Below are 19,315 nucleotides of genomic sequence, written 5' to 3'. Positions count from 1 at the left end.
GCGAATTTATCCGTCCGGCGATCGAATCGCCGGTATGGCAACCCGTATCAGTCGGTCTTTTCGGGGCATCTCCGAACGGCTCGTGATCCGTTATTTGACGAATCTGGGCGGGGAACAGGTCGCCGAGGACACCGTCGAAGGCGACGACTGGACGGCGACGTTCTCCTCGGCGACAGTCGATATCGGTCCGTCGTTGCAACTGACCGAGGTGACGATCGTCTTCGAGGGGGAAGAGGAGACGCTCGACCCGCTCGTCGAGCGGTTCGCACAGAAGGCGATGCGTGCAGGTGGGTAGATGGCGGGCGAGCCGATCGAGGGGCAAGTGCTCGTGCTTACCGCCGCCAAGGCGAGCGTGGCACCGACCAAGCTGCCCGACCTGATCGAGCGCGCACAGGTCGCGTTGGAGTCGGCGATAGAGCGGTATCGCCGGGAGTACGAGCGGCTCTACGCGGACGACGAGGTCGAGGTCTTCCTCGTCGACTGGGGCCACTGGGACGAGATCGGCGACGGGATCGACGTCACTGACCGGGAACTGTCGGCCATCCGGCGCGCACACGAGGAGCAGCTGAAACGGATCGGTCGGCGAACGGACCGCGAAGCCGAGTTCGAAAGCGCACTCGAGATCCGAGAGCCCGTAATAATCGGGACGAACGGCGACGACCCCGCCGGTGGCGGTACGGAGAGCGGACTCGAGTAACTCGACGGGCGGGCCGGAGCGTCCAACTCACCGTCCCGCGCTTCTCGCGGTCGATGGCAACTATAAAGATCATGATTCTCCTTTGGCAAACCACCCAGACGATGGCTATCGACCAGGAAACCGAGATGACGGATGCGGAGATCGACGACTTCCTCAGTCGTCACGAGACTGGGGTGTTGTCGCTCGCGCGGACGGACGACCCCTATGCGATTCCGATCTCGTACGGCTACGACGACGACGACCGAGTGTTTTACATGCGGATGGTGTCGACGCCCGACAGCGAGAAGCGCCAGTTCCTCGAGTCCACGCCACAGGCGCGGCTCGTCGTTTACGACGATGCCGGCTCGACGTACCGGAGCGTCATCGCCACGGGCTCACTCGAGAGCATCGAGCCGTCGGAGCTGACGGCGGGCCAGATCGCCCAGTATGGGGATACGAAACGGCCGCTGTTCGAGATCTGGGCCGAGGGAAAAGAGGCACTGAACATCGAACTGTACCGACTCACACCGGCATCACTCAACGGGCGGCGAACCGAAATCGATCGCGAGGAGTGAGACGGGACGGTCGGACGCGGAGACTCGATGGCGAGGGAGTCACTTCGTTTGTTGTTCGGTGGCGAACGCCGAGGACGTAACCGACGAGCCACAGACCGGACAGCCATGCGCCAGCGTGGCCTCGCGCATCGATTCGTTGACTTCGATCTCCTGCCCGCATTCCGGGCACGTAAACTCGTATCTACTCATGTCAGGGGATGAGCCGTGTCAACCGTCGGTTGTCTACCGTATAGCTGCACGTCCAGTATATATAGGGTTGCGGTTCAGTACCGCCGTCCTGTAGGTTCCGATACGTTCATACGGCTCGAGTCAGCGCTCCTTCCACAGCCCGGTCACCCCCTGTCCTCGAGCCCGCAGGTCGGCTCGACTATTCGTGATCGAGGATGGCGTCGAGAAGCTTCGTCTGGGCCGCAGCGAGGTGCTCGGTGAACGTCGTGCCGGTAATATCGAGTTCGTCGGCGACCTCGCCGGCGTTGGCGCGCTTGGGGTGCTCGAAGTAGCCCATCCGGTGGGCCGTCTCCAGGACTTCGGTCTGGCGGTCCGTCAGCATGCTTCGGTCGACGAAGACGAGGTTTCGTTCGTCGTGGTCCTGTTGGGACTGGAGCAGCCGCTGGACGTCGAGGTTCGCGTAGCGATCCCGCAACTCGCCGATGATCGCCTGGAGGCCGTGCATATCCGGCGCGTGGAAGGTCAGGTAGAGCGCCGCCCCCTGCGTGCGGACGTCGACGACCGGACAATCGTGTTCCTCGATACACTCGCAGGGACAACCGCGGCCGAGTTCGCGCTCGAACCGGTAGACCGTGCTCGAGCCGTAGGAAAAGATCGCCGAGAGCTCCACATCGACGTCGAACTCGTCGGGATAGGTCTCGGCCTCGAGCAGGAACTCCTCGGTAACGCGCTCGGGCGTGGATGGACTGGTACTCCTCGAAACCGAGTGGACCCGTCCGTTCGTCTCGGCGGAGGCCTGTCCGACGACGCAGTCGGGCGGGTCGTCGATTTTCACCTCCGCACGAATCCCCGAAACCATACGCTACCGTTGTGAGGGCCGGACCCTAAACCCTGTGTCTACGGGGAGCCACCCCCTCACATGCTGACTGTGGCCTCGAATCGCATCAGGGGATCGATCCGCCCCTGCAACGGAAGCGTCGCCTCCCGTCTGCCCGGGTCGATTCCCCGCTGGACGGTACCGGGCCGGTATACGCACCCCCATATAATGGACCCTGTATTTATTGGGCGTTATTTGGAGGGGGCAGGGTCGGTAGTAGGGAATACAAGATGCCCACGACGAACCCTGACGTGAGCGACGGTCGGACGCGAGGCTGGCAGACCGACGACCCCATCGACCCGCAGGCCGTTCTCGCCGCGCTGGACGACGACGCCTGTCGCGCCATCCTCGAGGCGACGTCCGGAGAGTCGCTGACCGCGACGGAACTCTCCGAGCAGTGTGAGATCCCGATGTCGACGGCATACCGGAAAGTCGAGAAGCTGACGGAGGCCGACCTGGTCGAAGAGAAGGTTCGGATCAACACCTCCGGCAAGCACGCGACCGAGTACCGCAAGAACTTCGACGACGTGCTCGTCTCCATCGCCGATGGGGGCGGGATCGAGATCGAGATGACGAGCCCGGAGCCCGACACCGAATCGGCGTCGACCGCCCCAATCGCCGGTGACTGATCGAGGCTGCGTTCGCAGCCGAACGTTGCTCGCCGATCCGCTCAGGTGATTCCGTTTCCGGTCTCGGAGCCGACGAGACCTCCGATTGCCGCTGATTCGTTTTCCGCTCGATTCGAGTCCGACGCCGGACTCGAGACGCGATAGGGACGTTGTGCCGCTTGATTCGGATTTCCCGCTGGGTACTCGGAGACCGACCTCAAACGCCCGCACCCGCGCCCACGCCTGTACTGCTACCGAGTTCGAAGACGAACGTGGCGATGACTGCGGCGACGACGATGAGTGCGGGGACGTACAGCAGGGCTCCGATCACCGCAGCCACGAGGGCCTTACCGGTCGAGAGGTCGTGGAACGCCGCAAGCGCTTTGATCTGCAGATACCAGCCGTACAGCCCGAGCGCGAGGTTGACGATCGGAATCCACCACAGTCCGTGGCGGACGATCGCTGGGAAGGCGTAGGCCTCGAGGGTCGTCGCGACGTCACGCTTGCCAAACGCCATCGCCACGAGATGGACGAGCAACGCCTCGATAACGGCTCCAAGCCACGTCACGAGACCCAGGCCGAGGATGATCAGCGCGCCGAGCGCTGCAGTAGCCGGCGACGAGAGGTTGAGCAGTATGGACAACAGTGCGGGGATGAGCATACTCACCAGGGATGTAACGAGCAGGAACTGCAGCGGGTACCCGACCCCGTGTTTTTCATTGTATTGACTGAAAAACGTCCCGGGGTCGTTGATCATGTAACTACTGACACCTTTCCACTGTTGTAAGAGATTCATACGCCAGGATAACAATAAGACATTAAAAATATACTGGATTCCTGTAACGTTTGCAAGAACTATTCATTATGATTACAAATGGGCTATCGGAACGCCGACTGACGTGACGATCGGAGCCGAAACTGACAAACCGTCTACTATTTTTGTCCGACGCTCGAGGCGACGACCGCGAGTCGCTGACCGCGACGGAGCTCCAACGGTCTCCGTCTCTGACGGTACGTGAAAGCTACGAGCCGCTGACCCGGGTCACGCCGTCGGTTCTCGGGGGTTGGGAACCTGGGGGACCCGTTATATGTCCGCCAGCGATAGGTCCCAATACGTCCGCCTCTCCGAGGTTACGAACTATCGATGAGCGATACCCGACAGCAAATTCAGGCCCGCATCGGCGCGAACGCCGGCGTCCATTTCAACGAACTCGTCAGGGAATCCGACTTCGCGCCGGGACAGGTCCAGTACCACGTCCGTCGACTGCTCGATGACGACCGGCTCGTACGCGAGGAGTTCTACGGCCGGACTCACTACTACCCGCCCGAGTACGACGAGTGGGAGCGAGCAGCACTCGCGTTGTTCCGTCGGGAAACGGCCCGCGAGATCGTCGTCTACCTGATCGAGCACGAGCCGGCCGCACCCGGTGATATCGCCGCCGCCCTCGATATCGCCCGGAGCACGCTCGAGTACCACCTCGATCGACTGGTCGATCACGACCTCGTGGAGAAACGCTACGACGAGCGAAACCGCGTGACCCTCGAACTCGCGGCACCCGAAGCGACGGGTCGGCTGCTGGCGACGGTGACGCCGACGGTTCCCGATCGACTCGTCGATCGGTTTACGCGGCTCGTCGACGAGTTGCTCGCGGGAACCGCCGAGTAACGCGGCACCGTCCGCGACTTCTTCCACGCCGAACGGCGTGGGCTTGCGCCGGAACCTGTCACTGCGTTCTCGGATCGTTCCCGAGTCGGTCGTAGTGGTTGTTCACGACGTCGAGCGTCGCCATCAACGCGCCGAGGACCACGGGCCCGTAGAACAGACCCATGACGCCGAAGGCGTACACGCCGCCGAGAACGCCGAGGATGATGACGGCAGGATTGAGTTCTGCGTACCGATCGACGACGAGGGGCCGGAGGTAATCGTCGGAGAGTCCGACGACGATCACGCTGTACACGAACAGCGCCCCCGCAAGTAGCAGTTCACCGGTCAGGAACAGAAAGATCACCGCCGGTCCCCAGATCAGGAACGACCCCACGAGGGGGATCAACGAGAGGACGATCATGATGACAGTCCAGAACGCGGCGTTGGGGATCCCGGTCGCGAGGAGTCCGAGCCCGGCGATGCTCCCCTGTATGATCGCGATCAGGACGTGACCCGCGAGGACGGCCCACATGACCTCGTCGAGGCGCTGGTAAAAATCGTCCTGGACGTCGTCCGGAAGCGGCGTCAGCTCCCGCACCCAGGCCAGCAGATCGCTGCCGTCTTTGAGCAGGTAGTAGAGCAGAAAGACCGCGAGGCCGACCCCGATCAACACGTGTGTCACCGTGCTGAACCACTCGGTCGATCGCTCGAGGGCTACCGTGCCGACGTTCTGTGCGGCGTCGACGAGCGCCGAGGGGAGATCGACGCGTTGGCCGGTCTGTTCTTCGATCGTACGCTCGAGTTCGCTCAGCTCCAGCGAGTCGGTGTTGATGGTCTCGAGGAGCCGCCGAGCGTCGCTGGCAACCGCGATAACGACGACGATCAGCGGGACGACGAAGCCGGCGACCGCGAGGGCAACGAGCCCGATCGCGGCGATCGACGGTGGGACTCGCCGTTCGAGGCGTTGCTGAACCGGATAGAGAACGTACGCGATGAGGATCGCCCCGAGAACGTACTGGGCGAACGGCACCACGAGCAACAGCGAGAGGTACGCGAAGAGGGCCACGAGGACGAGGAGAAACCCCTTGCTGAGATTCACGACCATTATTTTTGTGTTGGATCGCATAAAACCACGGCTTGAACCTGTCCCCAGTCCGGACTGTCGTGTGTACCCGTCACACGGCTTCAAGGGCTTGGTTCGTGAACTACTATCCGAATGTCGACTCAGCTCGATCCCCTCTCGCTGTCGGCCGATCTCTTATATACGGTCAAGACCGAGGGCGATGCCGATCCGTTGCGAGAGCACCTGGCGGCACTCGAGCGGTCACAGCTAGAGCGGGCGCTCGTCGATCGCGAGCGGAAGCTCGCGTTCTGGCTCAACTGCTACAACGCGTACGCACAACTCCTGTTGGAGGAAGAGGAGCCGGAACTGTTCGACGGCGGACTCCTCGATCAGTGGAAGTTCTTCGCCCGCGATCAGATTCCGGTGAGTGGCGTCTGGCTGAGTCTCAACGATATCGAGCACGGGCTGCTCCGCAGCTCGAAACAGCCGTGGGGGTTTGGCTATCTCCCCCGGCTGTTCCCCTCGTCGTTCGAGCGACAGTTCCGCCTCGCGGAGTGTGATCCCCGGATTCACTTCGCGCTGGGTCACGGGGCCGAACACTGCCCACCGATCGCGGTCTACTCGCCACGTGACGTCGACGAAGAACTCGATATCGCGATCGAGTGGTTCCTGGAGGAGAACGTTACCTACGATCCCGAGGCCGATACCGCGACGGTCCCGCGGCTGTTCCGACAGTATCGCGGTGATTTCGGCGGGACGCGGGGCATCGTTAGCTTTCTCCAGGAGTACAATGCCGTGCCGGCCGAGACGAGGCCGTCGCTCGAGTACGAACGGGTCGACAACTCTGCGGAACTCGACGTCGATCTGGAGGGCGACGACATTCGAGCCGACTTCTCACACGACTAATACCGTCGCGTGCCGTCGTTCGACGAGACGGCGCTCTCACCGGACGAAACGTCGGCAAAACAGCGTCGCCAGCGAAATTCCGTCCGCTCGCCGTCGCGATCAGTCCGCGGAGACGTCTTCTTCGTCGACGTCGACCGCGGTCGCTTCCTCTTCGGCGACTTCCTCGGGGTGGGCCTCGAGGGTGGCCTTCTGGATCTCGACGCGGCGCAGCGGGTAGATCGTCTTGGCCTCGCCGTAGATGCCAGAGGAGAGCCGACCTTCGACGACGCTATCGATGAGTTCCTCGAAGGACCGCTCCTCGGCAGCCTCTTCGATCATCTGGACCATCCGTTCGCGGATGGCCTTCTCCTGGCTCGCGTCGGCCTTCTTGGTCGTGAAGGCGACGGGCTGGATCTGGACGCGGTAGTCGTCCGTCGTGAGGACGGTGACGTAGGCCTCGATCTTGGAGGCACCGCGGCGGACCAGCGAGCGCAGGTAGTCACGGGTCAGGGAGTGTTCCACGAACTCCGTGTAGGCGCTGTCGCTGCCGACGTCGTTGATCTTGAAGGTCAGCTTGGTGTTGTTCTCGCTTGCGTTGTTGTTGAGTTCGCCGAGCGTCGTTTCGAGCGTTCGGCCGTAGACTTTCTCCGGTTCGTCAGCGGGGGTTTCGCCGAGTTCCTGGCGGTCGAACTGCTCGGGTGCCAGGACGGTGTACCACCGCTTTTCCTGTTTCGCACGTGAAACTGATCGTTCACTCATTGTGTGTTGTGTCTGAGTCGGTATCGTGATCGGACACAGGTCCCGTGTCCGTCGGTTGGTCGCCCTGTACGGCTCGTGCCTGCGACGCGATGTCGATCGCGACTTCGAGGTTGACGACGTAGTCGTCGACCGTCGACTGGAGACCGCTCGTCGTCTCGCGGTCGATTCGCGTGACGAGCCGACCTTCGGCGTCGTCCCGCTCGACGGTCGTCGTCATCTCGTCGGTGTTGTCCGGGCTGATCGCCCGCGCGAGGAGTGTCGCGTCGTCGTGTGCCGTCCGAATCGTCGCTCGCCGGCTCATAGTCGCTCCCTCACTGTCGCGATGATCGTCGATTCGTCCACGTCGGAGTCGTATCGAAGGTAGCCACGTCGGTGGCCGACGTCGTATTCGACGCCAGCGGCGGCCTCGAGATCGTCGTCTCCGTCCGTCGTCGACTCCGTCCCCGCGAGTTCGCGGGCGACGCCCTCGAGGGTTGCGCCGAGGGGAGTCGCCTCGCGCGTCGCGATCGCCGCCTCGCCGCGGCCGCCATCGGACCCCGTCCGATCGCCCGAGGGACCGTCTCCCTCGCTGACCACGAGGACGGTCGGTTCCGGCGACCGGGAGGCCGCCACAACCCGCGCGATCGCTTCGACGGGGCCGTCGTCGATGCCGACGACGAACAGCCCGTCGTAGCGGCCGGTCGATGCGTCCGCGAGCGCGTCGTGAGCGCGGCGTCCGTACTCGCGCCAGACCTCGAGGGCGGGCTCGTGGACGTCGTGTCCCATCGCGAGGGCCGTTCCGGTGCCGGGTTGGGTCCGTGCCAGCGCCTCGAGTACGTCGGCGAAGCCGCCGACGGTCGCGAAGGCGTGTTCGGGCGTCGCGTACGGCCGTAGCGCCCGCCCGATCGTCTCCGCGGCGGCGTCGGTCGCCTCGCCGGCACCGACGGCGTCGAGGGCGACCAGCGAGCCGATCGCGCGATGATCGTCCGCGTCGAGCGCGTCCGGCTCGCCGTCGACGGCGTCCGAAAGCGCCTCGCGCGTCGCGTCGAGGTCGCCCGACCACGGCGCGCACAGACGCGTCGAGTGGGCGACGCCGTCGACCGGATCGGCGGTCGGTACCGCGACGCCCGGTCGTCGCTCGAGGAGTCCACGCTCGCGGGCGGTCTCGAGGAGCCACTCGCTCTCGCCCGCCCCGGGTTCGCTCCCGCCGGCGACGACGCCGGCGAGCGCGAGTACCGGATCCGGGGTCGAACCGAGTTCGCGGACGAGGTCGACGGCCTCGAGGGTCGCGGGGCGGTCGGTCGCCGCGAGCTGGAGTCGGTCGTCCTCGGCGGTGGTCGCGTCGGCGGTCCCGACGACGACCGTCACCTCGTCCTGACTAGTCGGTTCGCGAACGCGTTCGGTGCGCTCCGCGACCGTCCGACCGACCGTCACCTGGAACGGCGTCTCGCCGGCCTCGAGGGCGCTCGCGAGGAGCCCGCTCGCTGCGAGCCCGTCCCCGTCCGCGCGGGCGACCACGCGGACGAAGCCGGCGCTCTCGAGTGCGCCCGTGGCGGATGCCGGCTCGACGACTCGACCCTCGGTGGACATACGACGTTATTCGGCGTCTTCGACGAGTTCTTTCGCGAGCTCGGGGGTGTAGGTAAAGTCCGGCTCGATCTCGTCGCCGCGGTAGTACTTGACCAGACGGCGGACCTTCGCTTCGGTGTTTTGCAGGGCGCGTTTGTTCTGGTGGTCCTGCTGGTTCTGCTGAACGTGCTCGCGCAGGCGCACGGCACGCTCCATCAGGTTCCAGAGATCTTCGGGGATGTCGGCTCGCGCGTCGTTTTCCTCGAGGATCTCGGTGATCTTCTTGCCGGTCGCCAGCTTGACGTCGGGAACGGGCGTGCCGGTGACGCCTTCGTCACGCAGCTTCATCCCGATCTGGCTGGGATCGTGGCCCTGTTCGGCTAGTTCGACGACCCGGTTTTCGATGTCTTCGGGGTCGACGTCGCTCCACTCCGGTGGTTCGTCTGCCGACGGCTTGTCCGAACCGGACGAGCCGCGACGGCGGGTGTGCATTCGTGCCATTGTTGAGGATAGGAATCGCACTGACCGCGCGTGGACACACTGTCGAACGACAGTATTCGGCTCTCGCCGTGCACTTCCGCAATCCCAAGCCATCCGAAACGCGGATGACACAGTCGGATTTGCGGCCGTGCGCTTCCCACTCTCGCTTCCGCCGTCGAGGACTAAAGCGTTTCTACATCGGGACCCCTCTCGGCCCGAGAGGCCGTCTCACACGAGGATCGCGAAGAGAATTACGGAGAGGGCGATCATGGCGGCGGCGTGTTTCGCTCCGGCTCTGATATCGCCGGTACTCAACTGGCCGGCGATCAATCCCGAGAGCGTCCCCTGAACGAGCGTCGCGTGATAGAACAACGTGGCGTAGGCGTCGGCATCGGCGTCGGAGAACCCGCCCAGCCCGTCGATACTCGAGCCGGCTCCGACGTCGACTGTTTCCGTCGGGAGGTTCGGGAGGAGATAGCCGGCCAGCACTGCGATGATAAAGAGGAAGACCAGAAACGAGACGTAGACGACGACCATGTATTCGAGCATCGCTTGCCTGCGTTCGCGCTTGAGCCGGCGATCCGCCGCCGCCCCGCGTGCGGCGATCCGAAGCGTCGTCGCGAGGTTCCCGCTGGCGTTCATCGACTCGGTCAACAGCGTGACGACGCGGGCGATCGATCGCGTTCCCACGCGGGCCTCGAACCTATGAAGCGCCGTCTGGAGGTCTGCACCCCACTCGACGTCGTTCCAGACGCGGTCGAGTTCTGCGCTGAGCGGTCCCAGGTCGGAGTCACGGACCCGATCGATCGCCGAGACGATCGATAGGCCGGCCTCGTTGACGCTGGCGAGGCGATCGAGCAGGTCCGGGACCGCAGCCTCGATTCGCTCGAGCCGGCGGCGGTGGAGTTCGTACGCGATCGCAAAGACCGTCACGACCCCGAACGTCCCGACGGCGATGGTATCGTCGACTGCCGCCGCGTCGAACCCGTCCTCGAGCGCCGCGGAGAGTCGGCTGAATACGACTGCGAGTGCGATCGGGACGGTAATCGCGAGGGTGAGCGACGGCTGCTGGATAAGTGTCCGGATCGGGTGGCCGAACCGCTCGCGAACGCCCTGTAATCGGCGGTAGTATCGAACCCGTTCGACGTTGGGGTGGGGGCGCGGGCCCGGCCCCGTTCCGCTCCCACCGCCCCCCGTCGATCGAACCCCGTCGATCGACGATGGGTCGATACCGTCGGGGTCCTCGTCGACCCCGCTGCTGGGATCGAGTTTGTCGGTGACCATGCTCAGATAGACGATAAAGCCGAGATTGGCGAGCGGCAAGAGGACGTAGACGACGAGCCGTAACTGTCCGATCGTGTCGCTACCGGCGATGCCGATGACGACGAGGACGGTGATCAGGAAGAGCGGTCCCGCGACCAGCACCGTGACGTAGGCTTCCGCAAGCGTCGCGAGCAACTCGAGGATCCCTTCCTGCTGCGATTCGGCCTCCTCGCGGTAGTCCAGGTACTGGCGCTCGAGGAAGCCGCCGAGCCCCTGGCCGCTCTGTAAGACGCTGACGAGGTTCTCGGTGAACTCGCTGAACTGCGGGCTCGGCGAGCGCCGGCCCATCGTCTGGAGGGCGGTGATGACGTCGGTTCCGAAGGTGTCCATGCTCCGGAGGGCGACCGAAAACTCCGTGGCGGCCTCACCGTAGGTGTCCTCCTGTGTGGCGATGATTCGGATGATCTCCGGGAACGCCATGCCGCTTTTCGAGAGCGCGTACATGAACGCGACCGTCGCGGGCAATCCCGCCTCGATCCGGCGAGCGCGGGCGTCGGCGACGTAGCCCGGATACCACCACCGGAACCAGTAGGTCCCACCGCCGGCGATCGCACCGAGTGTCAGCGAGGACCCGAACAACAGGACGGCCAGTTCGGCCGGCGGCAGCGTCGGCACGCCCCCGAGCGTCGCCAGGAACTCGAGGGGAGTCGGCAGCGCCGTCCGCAAGGTTTCGGGGTCGATCGAGAGCAGTTCGAGGAGGCCCCAGATGGCGTAGAGCCCGACGATCGAGCCGACGATCACGGCGATCGTGGCGTTCAAAAGCGTCGTCGCCCCGTATCGGCGAACGGTCGTCGGGGCGTGTGTGGCTCGTAACGCAGCCCGTCTGCCCGAGCGATTGCCAACCACGACGTCGACGTAATCGCCGAAGAGTCGGATCCCGATCCGACACAGGAGTCGGTCGACGCGATCGGAGTACCTGGCGACGGCGAGGGGAACACACAGCAGTGCAGCGACTATCAGCGGGGCAACGGTCACGGGGCGCATTAGTCTCGAGGTGCGGTCTCGTCCGTTCGGGAATCGGTCGTGGCTCCGAACTCGGTCTCGCTGGTCGCTCCCGTCCGGGCGTCGAGCGCCTCGTCGGTACGAGTGGCGTCCGCATCGGCGTCGTCGATGGTCTCGAGGACGCGATCCGGATCGCTGTAGTACTCGTTGACCAGAGTGGTAAAGCGCTGGTAGTCGGAGATGCCGTTTGCCTGGAGGTACTCGAGGAACCGTTCGCGGTTCCCGAGTTCGGTCAGCAGTTCCTTCTGGCTCCAGCCTCGTTCGTCGCGGATCTCCGAGAGGACGGTACTGCCGGTACTTCGGAAGGTGTCGGTGTCGCTCTCCCAGGTGAATGCCGTCGAGTAGTCGAGTTCGCCGGTTCGCTGGTCGATCCCCTCGATTTCCGCGAGGACCTTGTTCCGGCGGACGCGCTGGTCGCCCGAGCGGGTCAGCGTCTGGACCGAGAGGATATCGAGGCTCCGGACCATCGATCGGGGGACGTTGATCGGCTCGTTCTCCAGGCGATTGATGGCCGTCTGCACCGAATCGGCGTGCATCGTCGAGTAGGTGGTGTGGCCGGTGTTCATCGCCTGGAAGAGCGTCATCGCTTCCTCGCCGCGGACCTCGCCGACTACGATGTACTCGGGACGGTGGCGCAAGGCCGAGCGCAACAGGTCGTACATCGTCACGTCCGTGCCCTCGTGGCGGCGCTCGCGCGTAAGCGAGGAGAGCCAGTTGTCGTGGGAAAGCTGGAGTTCGCGGGTGTCCTCGATGGTCACCACCTTCGACCGCGGCGGGATGAACATCGAGACGGCGTTCATGCTCGTCGTCTTCCCCGACGCGGTCCCGCCCGCGAAGATCAGGCTCTTGTTGTGTTCGATCGCGAGCCAGAGGTAGGCCAGTTGCTCGACGTCGAACGTACCGTACTCGAGGAGGTCGATCGGCGTGAACGGGTCGTCGGCGTACTTCCGGATCGTGAACGCGGAGCCACGTGGCGTCACCTCCTCGCCGAGAGCCAGTTCGGCCCGCGAGCCGTCGGGGAGGGTCGTCTCGACCATCGGGTCGCCGATCGAGATGTGCCGACCCGAGTGTTGGGCGAGCCGGACGACGAACCGGTCGAGGTCCGCTTTTTCGAAGGAGACCGTCGTCTCGATGTCGGTATACTCGTCGTGATAGACGAACAGCGGCAGGTCGTAGCCGTCACAGGAGACGTCTTCGACGTGTGGATCGTGCATGATCGGACCGAGCGGTCCGTATCCCCGGAAATCCCGGTAGATGTAGTAAAACAGTCGGTAGAACGTCGCCGTCTCGACCTCGGCACCGTAGCGCTCGAGGGAGTCACGGATCGTCTCCTGCAACAGCCCTTCGATGTCGTCGCCGTCCTGTTCGCGGTACAACAGGGGATCGCGGATGTCGTCGAACAACGTCTCGAGCAGGACCGCTTCCTCCTCCCGGAGCGTGGGCTCGACGGCACGATACCGGTGTTCGTTCGCCTCGTGATCGTAGCCGATCGAGACGTACGCAAACGGCGCGTCGACCCAGTAGCGGTCGACCTCCTCGAGGCCGTCCGAATCGTCGACCGTGACCAGCGGTCCGTGGGCGTTCGGATCGTAGTCGGGGACATCGAGACTCGATCCACGGAGGGTTTCGACGAGACGGCGGATCGTCCGACGGGCGCTGCCGAGCGTCGACGGTCCCTCGCCGTCCCCGGCGGCTGGCTCCGGCTCGCCAGCAGCCGCCGATGCCCCCTCGTCCCGAGGTCGAGTGGCCGCCTCGCTCTCAGCGGGCGACGTATCGTTTCCGACCGAGTCGGTGTGTGCTGGTTGGTCCATTGACGCGGAGTTTCCTGACACGTCGGGACGCAACCGACATAAATGAGATGGCTACGTACCCGTTCGATCGGCACCCGGATCGTGCGTCTCTCCGGCGGGTCGTTCTCGGGCTCTCCGATGGAGCGTCCGCGTCGCGTCCGTTTCGTGCGTTACGTTCATACCGCCGGAGTCCGAAGGAACAGGTAGGGAATGAGGCGCGAGCACTTCACGTTAGACGTTACCAATATCGACTGGGTCGAAACCGGCGGCGAACCGGAAAAGCCCGCGGTATCGATCGATTTTACCGGCCCGGCGACACTGCTCCGCGAGCGCCTTACTGGTCCCGACGGAACCGTTCTCGAGGCGAGCGAAACGGACACGGCCCTTCGCCTGCAGGGACCGCTCGGGGACGACTCCACGGGGGTAGTGAGCGTCACCAACCGCGTCACCGGCGAGTTCATCCTCGAACTCAACGAGGACGCCGCCGACGTCCTCCAGTTCATTCGTGCGGCACGGGGGTACGGCGAGGATGCCGCCGACGAGGGTCGCTACGAGGTCGAGATCACGCTCGATGGCGACCCGTTCGTTAGCTACGACAAACGAACGTTTCTCGTCTACGACGAAGAGGGCAGTTTGCTCCGCCAGCACAGCCTGATTCCAAGCGGCGTCGAACTGTAGCGGCCCCCGAACTCCGTTTGGGTCCCACTCGCCGGGACTGGACCGGCAATTATAAGTGTTTTAGGCTCGCCTAAATGGATACGCGCCGGCAGACGGCGGAGTCGATCTATGGCGAACGGACAACTGCTCACAACGGCGGCCGAGGATGGAGATCGGGACCTGACGAGCGAGGAGACGGTTCTCGAACTCGACGGCATCGCGAAACGTTTCGGTAGCGAGGACGTCATCGGAAACCTCTCACTGTCCGTCCGGGACGGCGAAATCCTGACGCTGCTTGGCCCATCCGGCTGTGGCAAGACCACGACGCTCCGACTGATCGCCGGCCTCGAGAAACCCAACGCCGGACAGGTCCGGCTCCAGAACGAACCCGTCGCGGGCGACGGTCGCTTCGTCCCGCCGGAGGAACGCGGCGTCGGCGTCGTCTTCCAGGACTTCGCGCTCTTCCCGCACCTGACCGCCCGCGAGAACGTCGCGTTCGGCCTCCAGGACTGGGCGGACGCCGATCGCGAGTCCCGCGTCGACGACCTCCTCGAGCTCGTCGGGCTCGCAGACCACGGCGAAGACTATCCGGACGAGCTGTCCGGCGGCCAACAACAGCGGATCGCGCTCGCGCGATCGCTGGCACCCGAACCCGAGATGCTGTTGCTCGACGAGCCGTTCTCGAATCTGGACGTGGATCTGCGGGTCGAGATGCGCGAGGAGGTCCGCCGGATCATCAAGGAGACCGGCGTCACCGCCGTCTCGGTCACGCACGATCAGGAGGAGGCCCTCTCGATCTCCGATCGAGTGGCCGTGATGAACGACGGCGACATCGAACAGATCGATACCCCACAGCAGGTCTTCCAGCAGCCCGAATCGAGGTTCGTCGCCGGCTTCCTCGGCCACGCGAGTTTCCTCTCGGGTGACGTCCACGGCGACCACGTCGACACCGCGCTCGGCCGCGTCCTCCGTGACGACGTCAACGGACTTGCACACCACTACGACGGCACCGCCGTCGACCTGCTCGTGCGCCCCGACGACGTGACGGCCTCCCCCGCAGCGGGATCGGAGGCCGACGGTCGCGTCGTCTACCGGCGTTATCTCGGTCCGACCGTCCTCTATCGCGTCGAACTCGACGGCGGGGAAACCATCGAGTGCATGCACAACCACTCCGATCGGATCGACCTGGACGAACGCGTCGACGTTCGCGTCACCGCAGACCACGAACTCGCCTGGTTCCCCGCCGACCACCGCGAGGAACGCGATGCGGACGCTGACGCGGCTTCCGCCGGCGCTGACTGAGTCCGTTCCGAGACCGCTCATCGTTTCCTCCCCCGTTGCTTCCCGTGAGACACGATCATCGATCGAGACGGGATACCGAACAGTCACGTTGATACGCGAGCACGTGCGATCCAGTACTATGGCTGACAGGAAACGCGTCGCGACGTACTGTGGCATCGCGGGAGCGATCCTCTCGCTGGGGGCGATCACCCTCGGCACGGTCATCGCCCCGCCCGAGACGTTCACCTGGCAGGGTCGGGCACTCTCGGATATGGGTCGGTACGGCGCGCCGACGTTTCCGCTCTTCAACGGCGGGCTGATCCTGGGTGGGCTGGTCGGACTCCCCTTCGCCTGGCGGCTGTGGATCACGTGTCGGAACTCCATCGAGCGCCTCGGGGTCGTTCTCCTCTCGATCGCGGTCGTGGGGATGATCGGCGTGGGAGTCTTCTTCCTCGAGCATACGGCGCTCTACCTCGAGACGAGCCTGCACGGGGTCGCCGCGCTTTCGGTCTTCGGCGTCGCGCCGTTTGCGAGCTGGGTCTACGGGTCGGGCGCGGCGCTGGCAGGCGACGGCCGGCTCGCGGTCGCGTCGGTCTGGTTCGGAAACGTGCACCCGCTCGCCTGGCTGGGCTGGCTGCTCTCGCTCGGTGGCGAAGCCGATACCAGCACGTGGTTCGCCGTGCCCGAATTCGTCGCTGCCGTCGCCTTCGGCGGCTGGATCGTCGTGCTCGCGGTCACCCTGCGCCGTCGGAACGACAGTGAACCGGACGTACCGAACCGTTGAGCGCTCACGACCGCTTTTGCGACGCCCGGCCACACAACGCTTAAATCGAAACCGTTCCTACACGTGAGCATGCATAAAGACGAACTCCTCGAGCTCCACGAAGAACTCGTCGTCATCATGGAGTACTTCTCGGACCGCGAGGAGGTCGACGAAACGCTGTTCGACCCCTACCGCCAGCTCGACGTCGATCCGTCGCACGTCCACAAGTCCAAGAGCGAGCACAAACACGCCGTTTTCGTCCTCGGGAACGCGCTGGCGAGCGCGATGAGCGAAGACGAGTTCTCGAGCGCCGGTCGAATTGGCAAGCGGATGAAAGAACTCGCCGAGGACGCGGAATCGAAAATATAGGCGATTTCTAGGCGAAACGTATTTGGTGTGGTTCCCGCTTGTTGACGTATGGACCCGCGCACCCAACAGCGCGTCGAGGAGTGGGATTCCCGCCCGTTCGGCGGCGGTTTCGATGGCCTCTCCGATCTCGCTGCCACTGATTTCTCGGGTGCCGTCTCCGCGGCCGGCACGTGGCTCTTTATGCTCAACGGCCGCATTATCGGCATCGTCGACGGCGATATCGAGGAGTTCGAAACCGCCTCGGGCACGAAGTACGAGGCCCCCGATCCGTCGCTACCCTTGCTCTGTACGATGGAGGAACGCGGCGGCGAAACACGGGCGCAATATTACACCAACGAAACGCCGCTCAGGGAGGTCGACGAGACCCTCCAGAGTGGCTCGTTTACCGGCTACATCGAACTGAGCGAGAACGTGCTCAGCGGCGACTACTACGTCGTCTACTACGGCGGGCGACGCATGGCCGCCGCCTACATCGGGAACGCCGAGCGGCTGCTTACCGGCGAGGAAGCTTTCGACCGGGCGGCCGACGAGGTCGGCATCTACGAGGTGACCGACGTCGAGATCGAAGTGACCGACGTTCCGGGAGCCGACCCAGCGTCCCCGTCGGGGGACGATTCGGGCGACGAACCCGACGCGAGTTCGATCTCGGAGTCGGCCGGGACCGGGACGGTCGGATCGGCGACCGACGACAGTGTCTCGGACCGGGACGACTCGAGCGGCGATTCGACGGGGTCGGGGATCGAGCCGATCGACGTTTCGAGCACCGATCCGGTCGGCACGGACGACGTGACCGACGACGACTCTCCCCAGGGCATCACCGCCGACGACTCGTCGCCGCTAATGGGCGATCTCGATCTCACGGACGATCCGACGGGGATCACGACGACGGACGAGACGAAGTCGACCGAATCCGGGCTCACCGAGCCGTCCGTCGACCCGACTCCCGATTCCAGTCCCGATTCGGCCGAAGCCGAAGCCGAGGCCGAGGACGGTGGGCAAACCGGAGCCCAGGACGTCGCCGGACGGAGCGGACGGGACGGTCGAACGACCCCGCGCGCGGTCGAGGAACCGACGTCCGAGCCGCTGACGGACGAACCGGCCGACGCCGATCGAACGACGGACGAATCGGCCGACTCCACTGGATCGGCGGACGAATCGATTGGAACGGCCCAACCGACGGACGAACCAGCCGTGACCGAGCCGTCGTCAGTGACCGACGACGGCGGACGGCAGACGCCGTCTTCGGCCGAAGGAGAGACGCTCGAGGCGGAGGCCGACGTAGCGACCCCCGCGGAAACGGGCGGCGACGACACCGCGACCGACGCGGCGACGAGCCCCGATCTGGCGGAGGTCGAGGCGGCGGCCGAAGAACTCGATCGAAACGACATCTCGTGGGTCGACGACGGGACCGCGGGCAAACCGGGCGGTGACGAATCCGCCACCGAGACCCAATCCGGGGAGTCGACCCCGGCGGAAGAGGAGGACGGGTATCTCGAGGAGCAACTCGAGCGCGAGGAAGCGTGGCGGGAGACGCGGCGCATTCCGTCGATCGATCCGGACAACGAGGCACCGACGGCGGACGCCTCGGGTGGGAGCAATCGCAGCCGGCGAGCGAGCCGATCCTCGGCCGCGAGCGGTGCGGGGACCGGCTCTCGCCCGACCTCGTCGACCGGGACACGAACTGATACGACCTCATCGGAGCGAGGGGCGGAGCCGTCGTCATCGACCGCGGCTTCGTCGGAAACTCGCGGGACGCGATCACAGGAACAATCGGCTCGAGAGGAATCGGGCCAGTCTCGGTCCACGGAATCGGCCGACGAACGGGCCGAGAAACGGGACCGAAAGCGGGTCGCGGCACTCACCGAGAAAGTCGAGACTCTCCAGGAACAACGCGACGCCCTCGTGACGAAAGCCGAGGAACTCGAGACCGAACGCGACCGGCTCCGATCGGAGAACGACGAACTGTCCGCGACCGTCGAACGGCTCCGGTCCCGAATCGAGGACCTCGAGACGGAACTGGAGCGAGAGCGGGCGCGCACGGCCGATGCGGACGGGTCGGGTGCCGACGCGACCGCGGGGCCCCAGCTCTCGCCCCAGCAAGCGCTCTCGGGGACGAACCTCTTCGTCCGGTACTCCTCGAAGAGTCAACCGACCCTCGAGACGGCCCACGACGGCGATGCCGACCGCAGCGAGGTCGCCTCGAACCTGCGGCTCGAACACCACACGCAGTTCGAGTCGGCCGACGCGACGGTCGACGGGGAGCCCTACGACGAGTTCCTCGCGTCGTCGATGGAGCATCGGTTCGTCGACTGGCTCACCGAGATGCTCCTCTACGAGATCCGCGACACCGGCAACGCGAACGGGCTGGTCGACCTCTACGACGCCATTCCCCGCATCGATCGGGCCGAACTCGACGCGACAATCTCGCTTGCGGACGACGACACCGACGACGTTCCCGACGAGGTGACGTTCGACATCGTCGTGTACGACAAGATGGGGAACCCGTTAGTCCTCGTTACCCTCAACGACTCGCGGGAGCCCGCGGCCAAGGGCATGCTCGAGGGGTTGGAGGAAGCCGCCTCCGCGGTGAAGGCGAACTATCCGGATCTCGCGGCGGCGATCGCGGTTACATCGAGTTACTTCGAACCCGGCGCGCTCGAGGTGGCCGAGCAGGCGACCAGCGGCGGCTTCCTCAGCCGTGGCTCGAAGCTGAGTTACGTCAACCTCTCGCGGAAGGACGGCTACCACCTCTGTCTGGTCGAATCGAGATCGGAAGGGTTCCACATGAACGTCCCCGAACTGTAGCCCCTCGAAGGGGTATCCGATTCGGTACGCGACACGAGCGC

General features: G+C 64.8%; 21 protein-coding genes. 11 read left to right on the top strand and 10 right to left on the bottom strand.

What is annotated here, in order from left to right; translation table 11 throughout:
* Positions 1-34: 34 nt before the first annotated feature.
* From CP557_RS13100 to CP557_RS13090, 3 genes are all read left to right on the top strand, one after another.
* Entirely contained in the window at positions 35-295 is a 261-nt protein-coding gene (locus CP557_RS13100) for a hypothetical protein (protein WP_097381641.1), read from the top strand.
* Positions 296-697, top strand: a complete 402-nt coding sequence (locus CP557_RS13095) for a hypothetical protein (RefSeq protein WP_097380313.1) — start codon at positions 296-298, stop codon at positions 695-697.
* A 101-nt stretch (positions 698-798) separates the two neighbouring features.
* Positions 799-1,251, top strand: coding sequence for a pyridoxamine 5'-phosphate oxidase family protein (locus tag CP557_RS13090; RefSeq protein WP_097381640.1), 453 nt, complete (start codon positions 799-801; stop codon positions 1,249-1,251).
* Between the two features lie 39 nt (positions 1,252-1,290).
* Here the strand turns inward: CP557_RS13090 and CP557_RS13085 are convergent, their stop codons facing one another.
* Entirely contained in the window at positions 1,291-1,440 is a 150-nt protein-coding gene (locus CP557_RS13085; RefSeq protein ID WP_097380312.1) for a DUF7560 family zinc ribbon protein, read from the bottom strand.
* Positions 1,441-1,618: 178 nt separating this feature from the next.
* The gene (locus CP557_RS13080; RefSeq protein ID WP_097380311.1) at positions 1,619-2,278 is read right to left on the bottom strand and encodes a helix-turn-helix domain-containing protein; all 660 of its coding nucleotides are present in this window, start codon (positions 2,276-2,278) and stop codon (positions 1,619-1,621) included.
* A gap of 248 nt (positions 2,279-2,526) precedes the next feature.
* On the opposite strand from CP557_RS13080, the gene CP557_RS13075 reads away from it, so the two are divergent.
* Entirely contained in the window at positions 2,527-2,925 is a 399-nt protein-coding gene (locus CP557_RS13075; protein WP_097380310.1) for a winged helix-turn-helix domain-containing protein, read from the top strand.
* 196 nt (positions 2,926-3,121) lie between these two features.
* On the opposite strand, the gene CP557_RS13070 is transcribed toward CP557_RS13075, so the two are convergent.
* A complete protein-coding gene (locus CP557_RS13070) occupies positions 3,122-3,700 on the bottom strand; it encodes a YIP1 family protein (protein ID WP_097380309.1) in 579 nt (192 codons plus the stop codon).
* A gap of 348 nt (positions 3,701-4,048) precedes the next feature.
* Between CP557_RS13070 and CP557_RS13065 the strand changes: the two genes are divergently transcribed.
* Positions 4,049-4,570: a winged helix-turn-helix transcriptional regulator gene (locus CP557_RS13065; RefSeq protein ID WP_097380308.1), complete on the top strand. Its 522-nt coding sequence runs from the start codon at positions 4,049-4,051 to the stop codon at positions 4,568-4,570.
* Positions 4,571-4,628: 58 nt separating this feature from the next.
* On the opposite strand, the gene CP557_RS13060 is transcribed toward CP557_RS13065, so the two are convergent.
* A complete protein-coding gene (locus CP557_RS13060) occupies positions 4,629-5,648 on the bottom strand; it encodes an AI-2E family transporter (protein WP_394340600.1) in 1,020 nt (339 codons plus the stop codon).
* 117 nt (positions 5,649-5,765) lie between these two features.
* Between CP557_RS13060 and CP557_RS13055 the strand changes: the two genes are divergently transcribed.
* Positions 5,766-6,518 (top strand): DUF547 domain-containing protein, encoded by a 753-nt coding sequence (locus tag CP557_RS13055; protein WP_097380306.1) that lies wholly within the window; start codon positions 5,766-5,768, stop codon positions 6,516-6,518.
* Positions 6,519-6,617: 99 nt separating this feature from the next.
* Here the strand turns inward: CP557_RS13055 and CP557_RS13050 are convergent, their stop codons facing one another.
* The 6 genes from CP557_RS13050 to CP557_RS13025 all read right to left on the bottom strand — a co-directional run bounded on the left by CP557_RS13050 (position 6,618) and on the right by CP557_RS13025 (position 13,420).
* Positions 6,618-7,256, bottom strand: a complete 639-nt coding sequence (locus CP557_RS13050; protein ID WP_097380305.1) for a 30S ribosomal protein S3ae — start codon at positions 7,254-7,256, stop codon at positions 6,618-6,620.
* Positions 7,249-7,557, bottom strand: a complete 309-nt coding sequence (locus CP557_RS13045; RefSeq protein ID WP_097380304.1) for a KEOPS complex subunit Pcc1 — start codon at positions 7,555-7,557, stop codon at positions 7,249-7,251. The genes CP557_RS13050 and CP557_RS13045 overlap by 8 nt, the downstream gene beginning before the upstream one ends.
* Complete coding sequence (locus CP557_RS13040) at positions 7,554-8,825, bottom strand: exonuclease (protein ID WP_097380303.1); 1,272 nt, start codon at positions 8,823-8,825, stop codon at positions 7,554-7,556. The genes CP557_RS13045 and CP557_RS13040 overlap by 4 nt, the downstream gene beginning before the upstream one ends.
* A gap of 6 nt (positions 8,826-8,831) precedes the next feature.
* The gene (locus CP557_RS13035) at positions 8,832-9,305 is read right to left on the bottom strand and encodes a 30S ribosomal protein S15 (protein ID WP_097380302.1); all 474 of its coding nucleotides are present in this window, start codon (positions 9,303-9,305) and stop codon (positions 8,832-8,834) included.
* 207 nt (positions 9,306-9,512) lie between these two features.
* Positions 9,513-11,591 carry a type II secretion system F family protein gene (locus tag CP557_RS13030; protein ID WP_097380301.1) on the bottom strand — a complete coding sequence of 693 codons (2,079 nt, stop codon included), beginning with the start codon at positions 11,589-11,591 and terminating at the stop codon, positions 9,513-9,515.
* Positions 11,591-13,420 (bottom strand): type II/IV secretion system ATPase subunit, encoded by a 1,830-nt coding sequence (locus tag CP557_RS13025; RefSeq protein WP_097380300.1) that lies wholly within the window; start codon positions 13,418-13,420, stop codon positions 11,591-11,593. The genes CP557_RS13030 and CP557_RS13025 overlap by 1 nt, the downstream gene beginning before the upstream one ends.
* 189 nt (positions 13,421-13,609) lie before the next feature.
* Here CP557_RS13025 and CP557_RS13020 point away from each other — a divergent pair, with 189 nt between their 5' ends.
* The 5 genes from CP557_RS13020 to CP557_RS13000 all read left to right on the top strand — a co-directional run bounded on the left by CP557_RS13020 (position 13,610) and on the right by CP557_RS13000 (position 19,274).
* Entirely contained in the window at positions 13,610-14,077 is a 468-nt protein-coding gene (locus CP557_RS13020; RefSeq protein WP_097380299.1) for a DUF5793 family protein, read from the top strand.
* Positions 14,078-14,185: 108 nt separating this feature from the next.
* Positions 14,186-15,358, top strand: a complete 1,173-nt coding sequence (locus tag CP557_RS13015; RefSeq protein WP_097380298.1) for an ABC transporter ATP-binding protein — start codon at positions 14,186-14,188, stop codon at positions 15,356-15,358.
* Positions 15,359-15,476: 118 nt separating this feature from the next.
* Positions 15,477-16,121 carry a DUF998 domain-containing protein gene (locus CP557_RS13010; protein ID WP_097380297.1) on the top strand — a complete coding sequence of 215 codons (645 nt, stop codon included), beginning with the start codon at positions 15,477-15,479 and terminating at the stop codon, positions 16,119-16,121.
* 69 nt (positions 16,122-16,190) lie between these two features.
* Complete coding sequence (locus CP557_RS13005; RefSeq protein WP_006186471.1) at positions 16,191-16,469, top strand: UPF0058 family protein; 279 nt, start codon at positions 16,191-16,193, stop codon at positions 16,467-16,469.
* A 48-nt stretch (positions 16,470-16,517) separates the two neighbouring features.
* Positions 16,518-19,274: a DUF7527 domain-containing protein gene (locus CP557_RS13000; RefSeq protein ID WP_097380296.1), complete on the top strand. Its 2,757-nt coding sequence runs from the start codon at positions 16,518-16,520 to the stop codon at positions 19,272-19,274.
* Positions 19,275-19,315 lie beyond the last annotated feature (41 nt).

Source organism: Natrinema ejinorense (genome assembly GCF_002494345.1).
Taxonomy (GTDB): Archaea; Halobacteriota; Halobacteria; order Halobacteriales; family Natrialbaceae; genus Natrinema; species Natrinema longum.
Note: the sequence above shows the minus strand (reverse complement) of the source record. Positions and strands in the feature narration are given on the sequence as shown.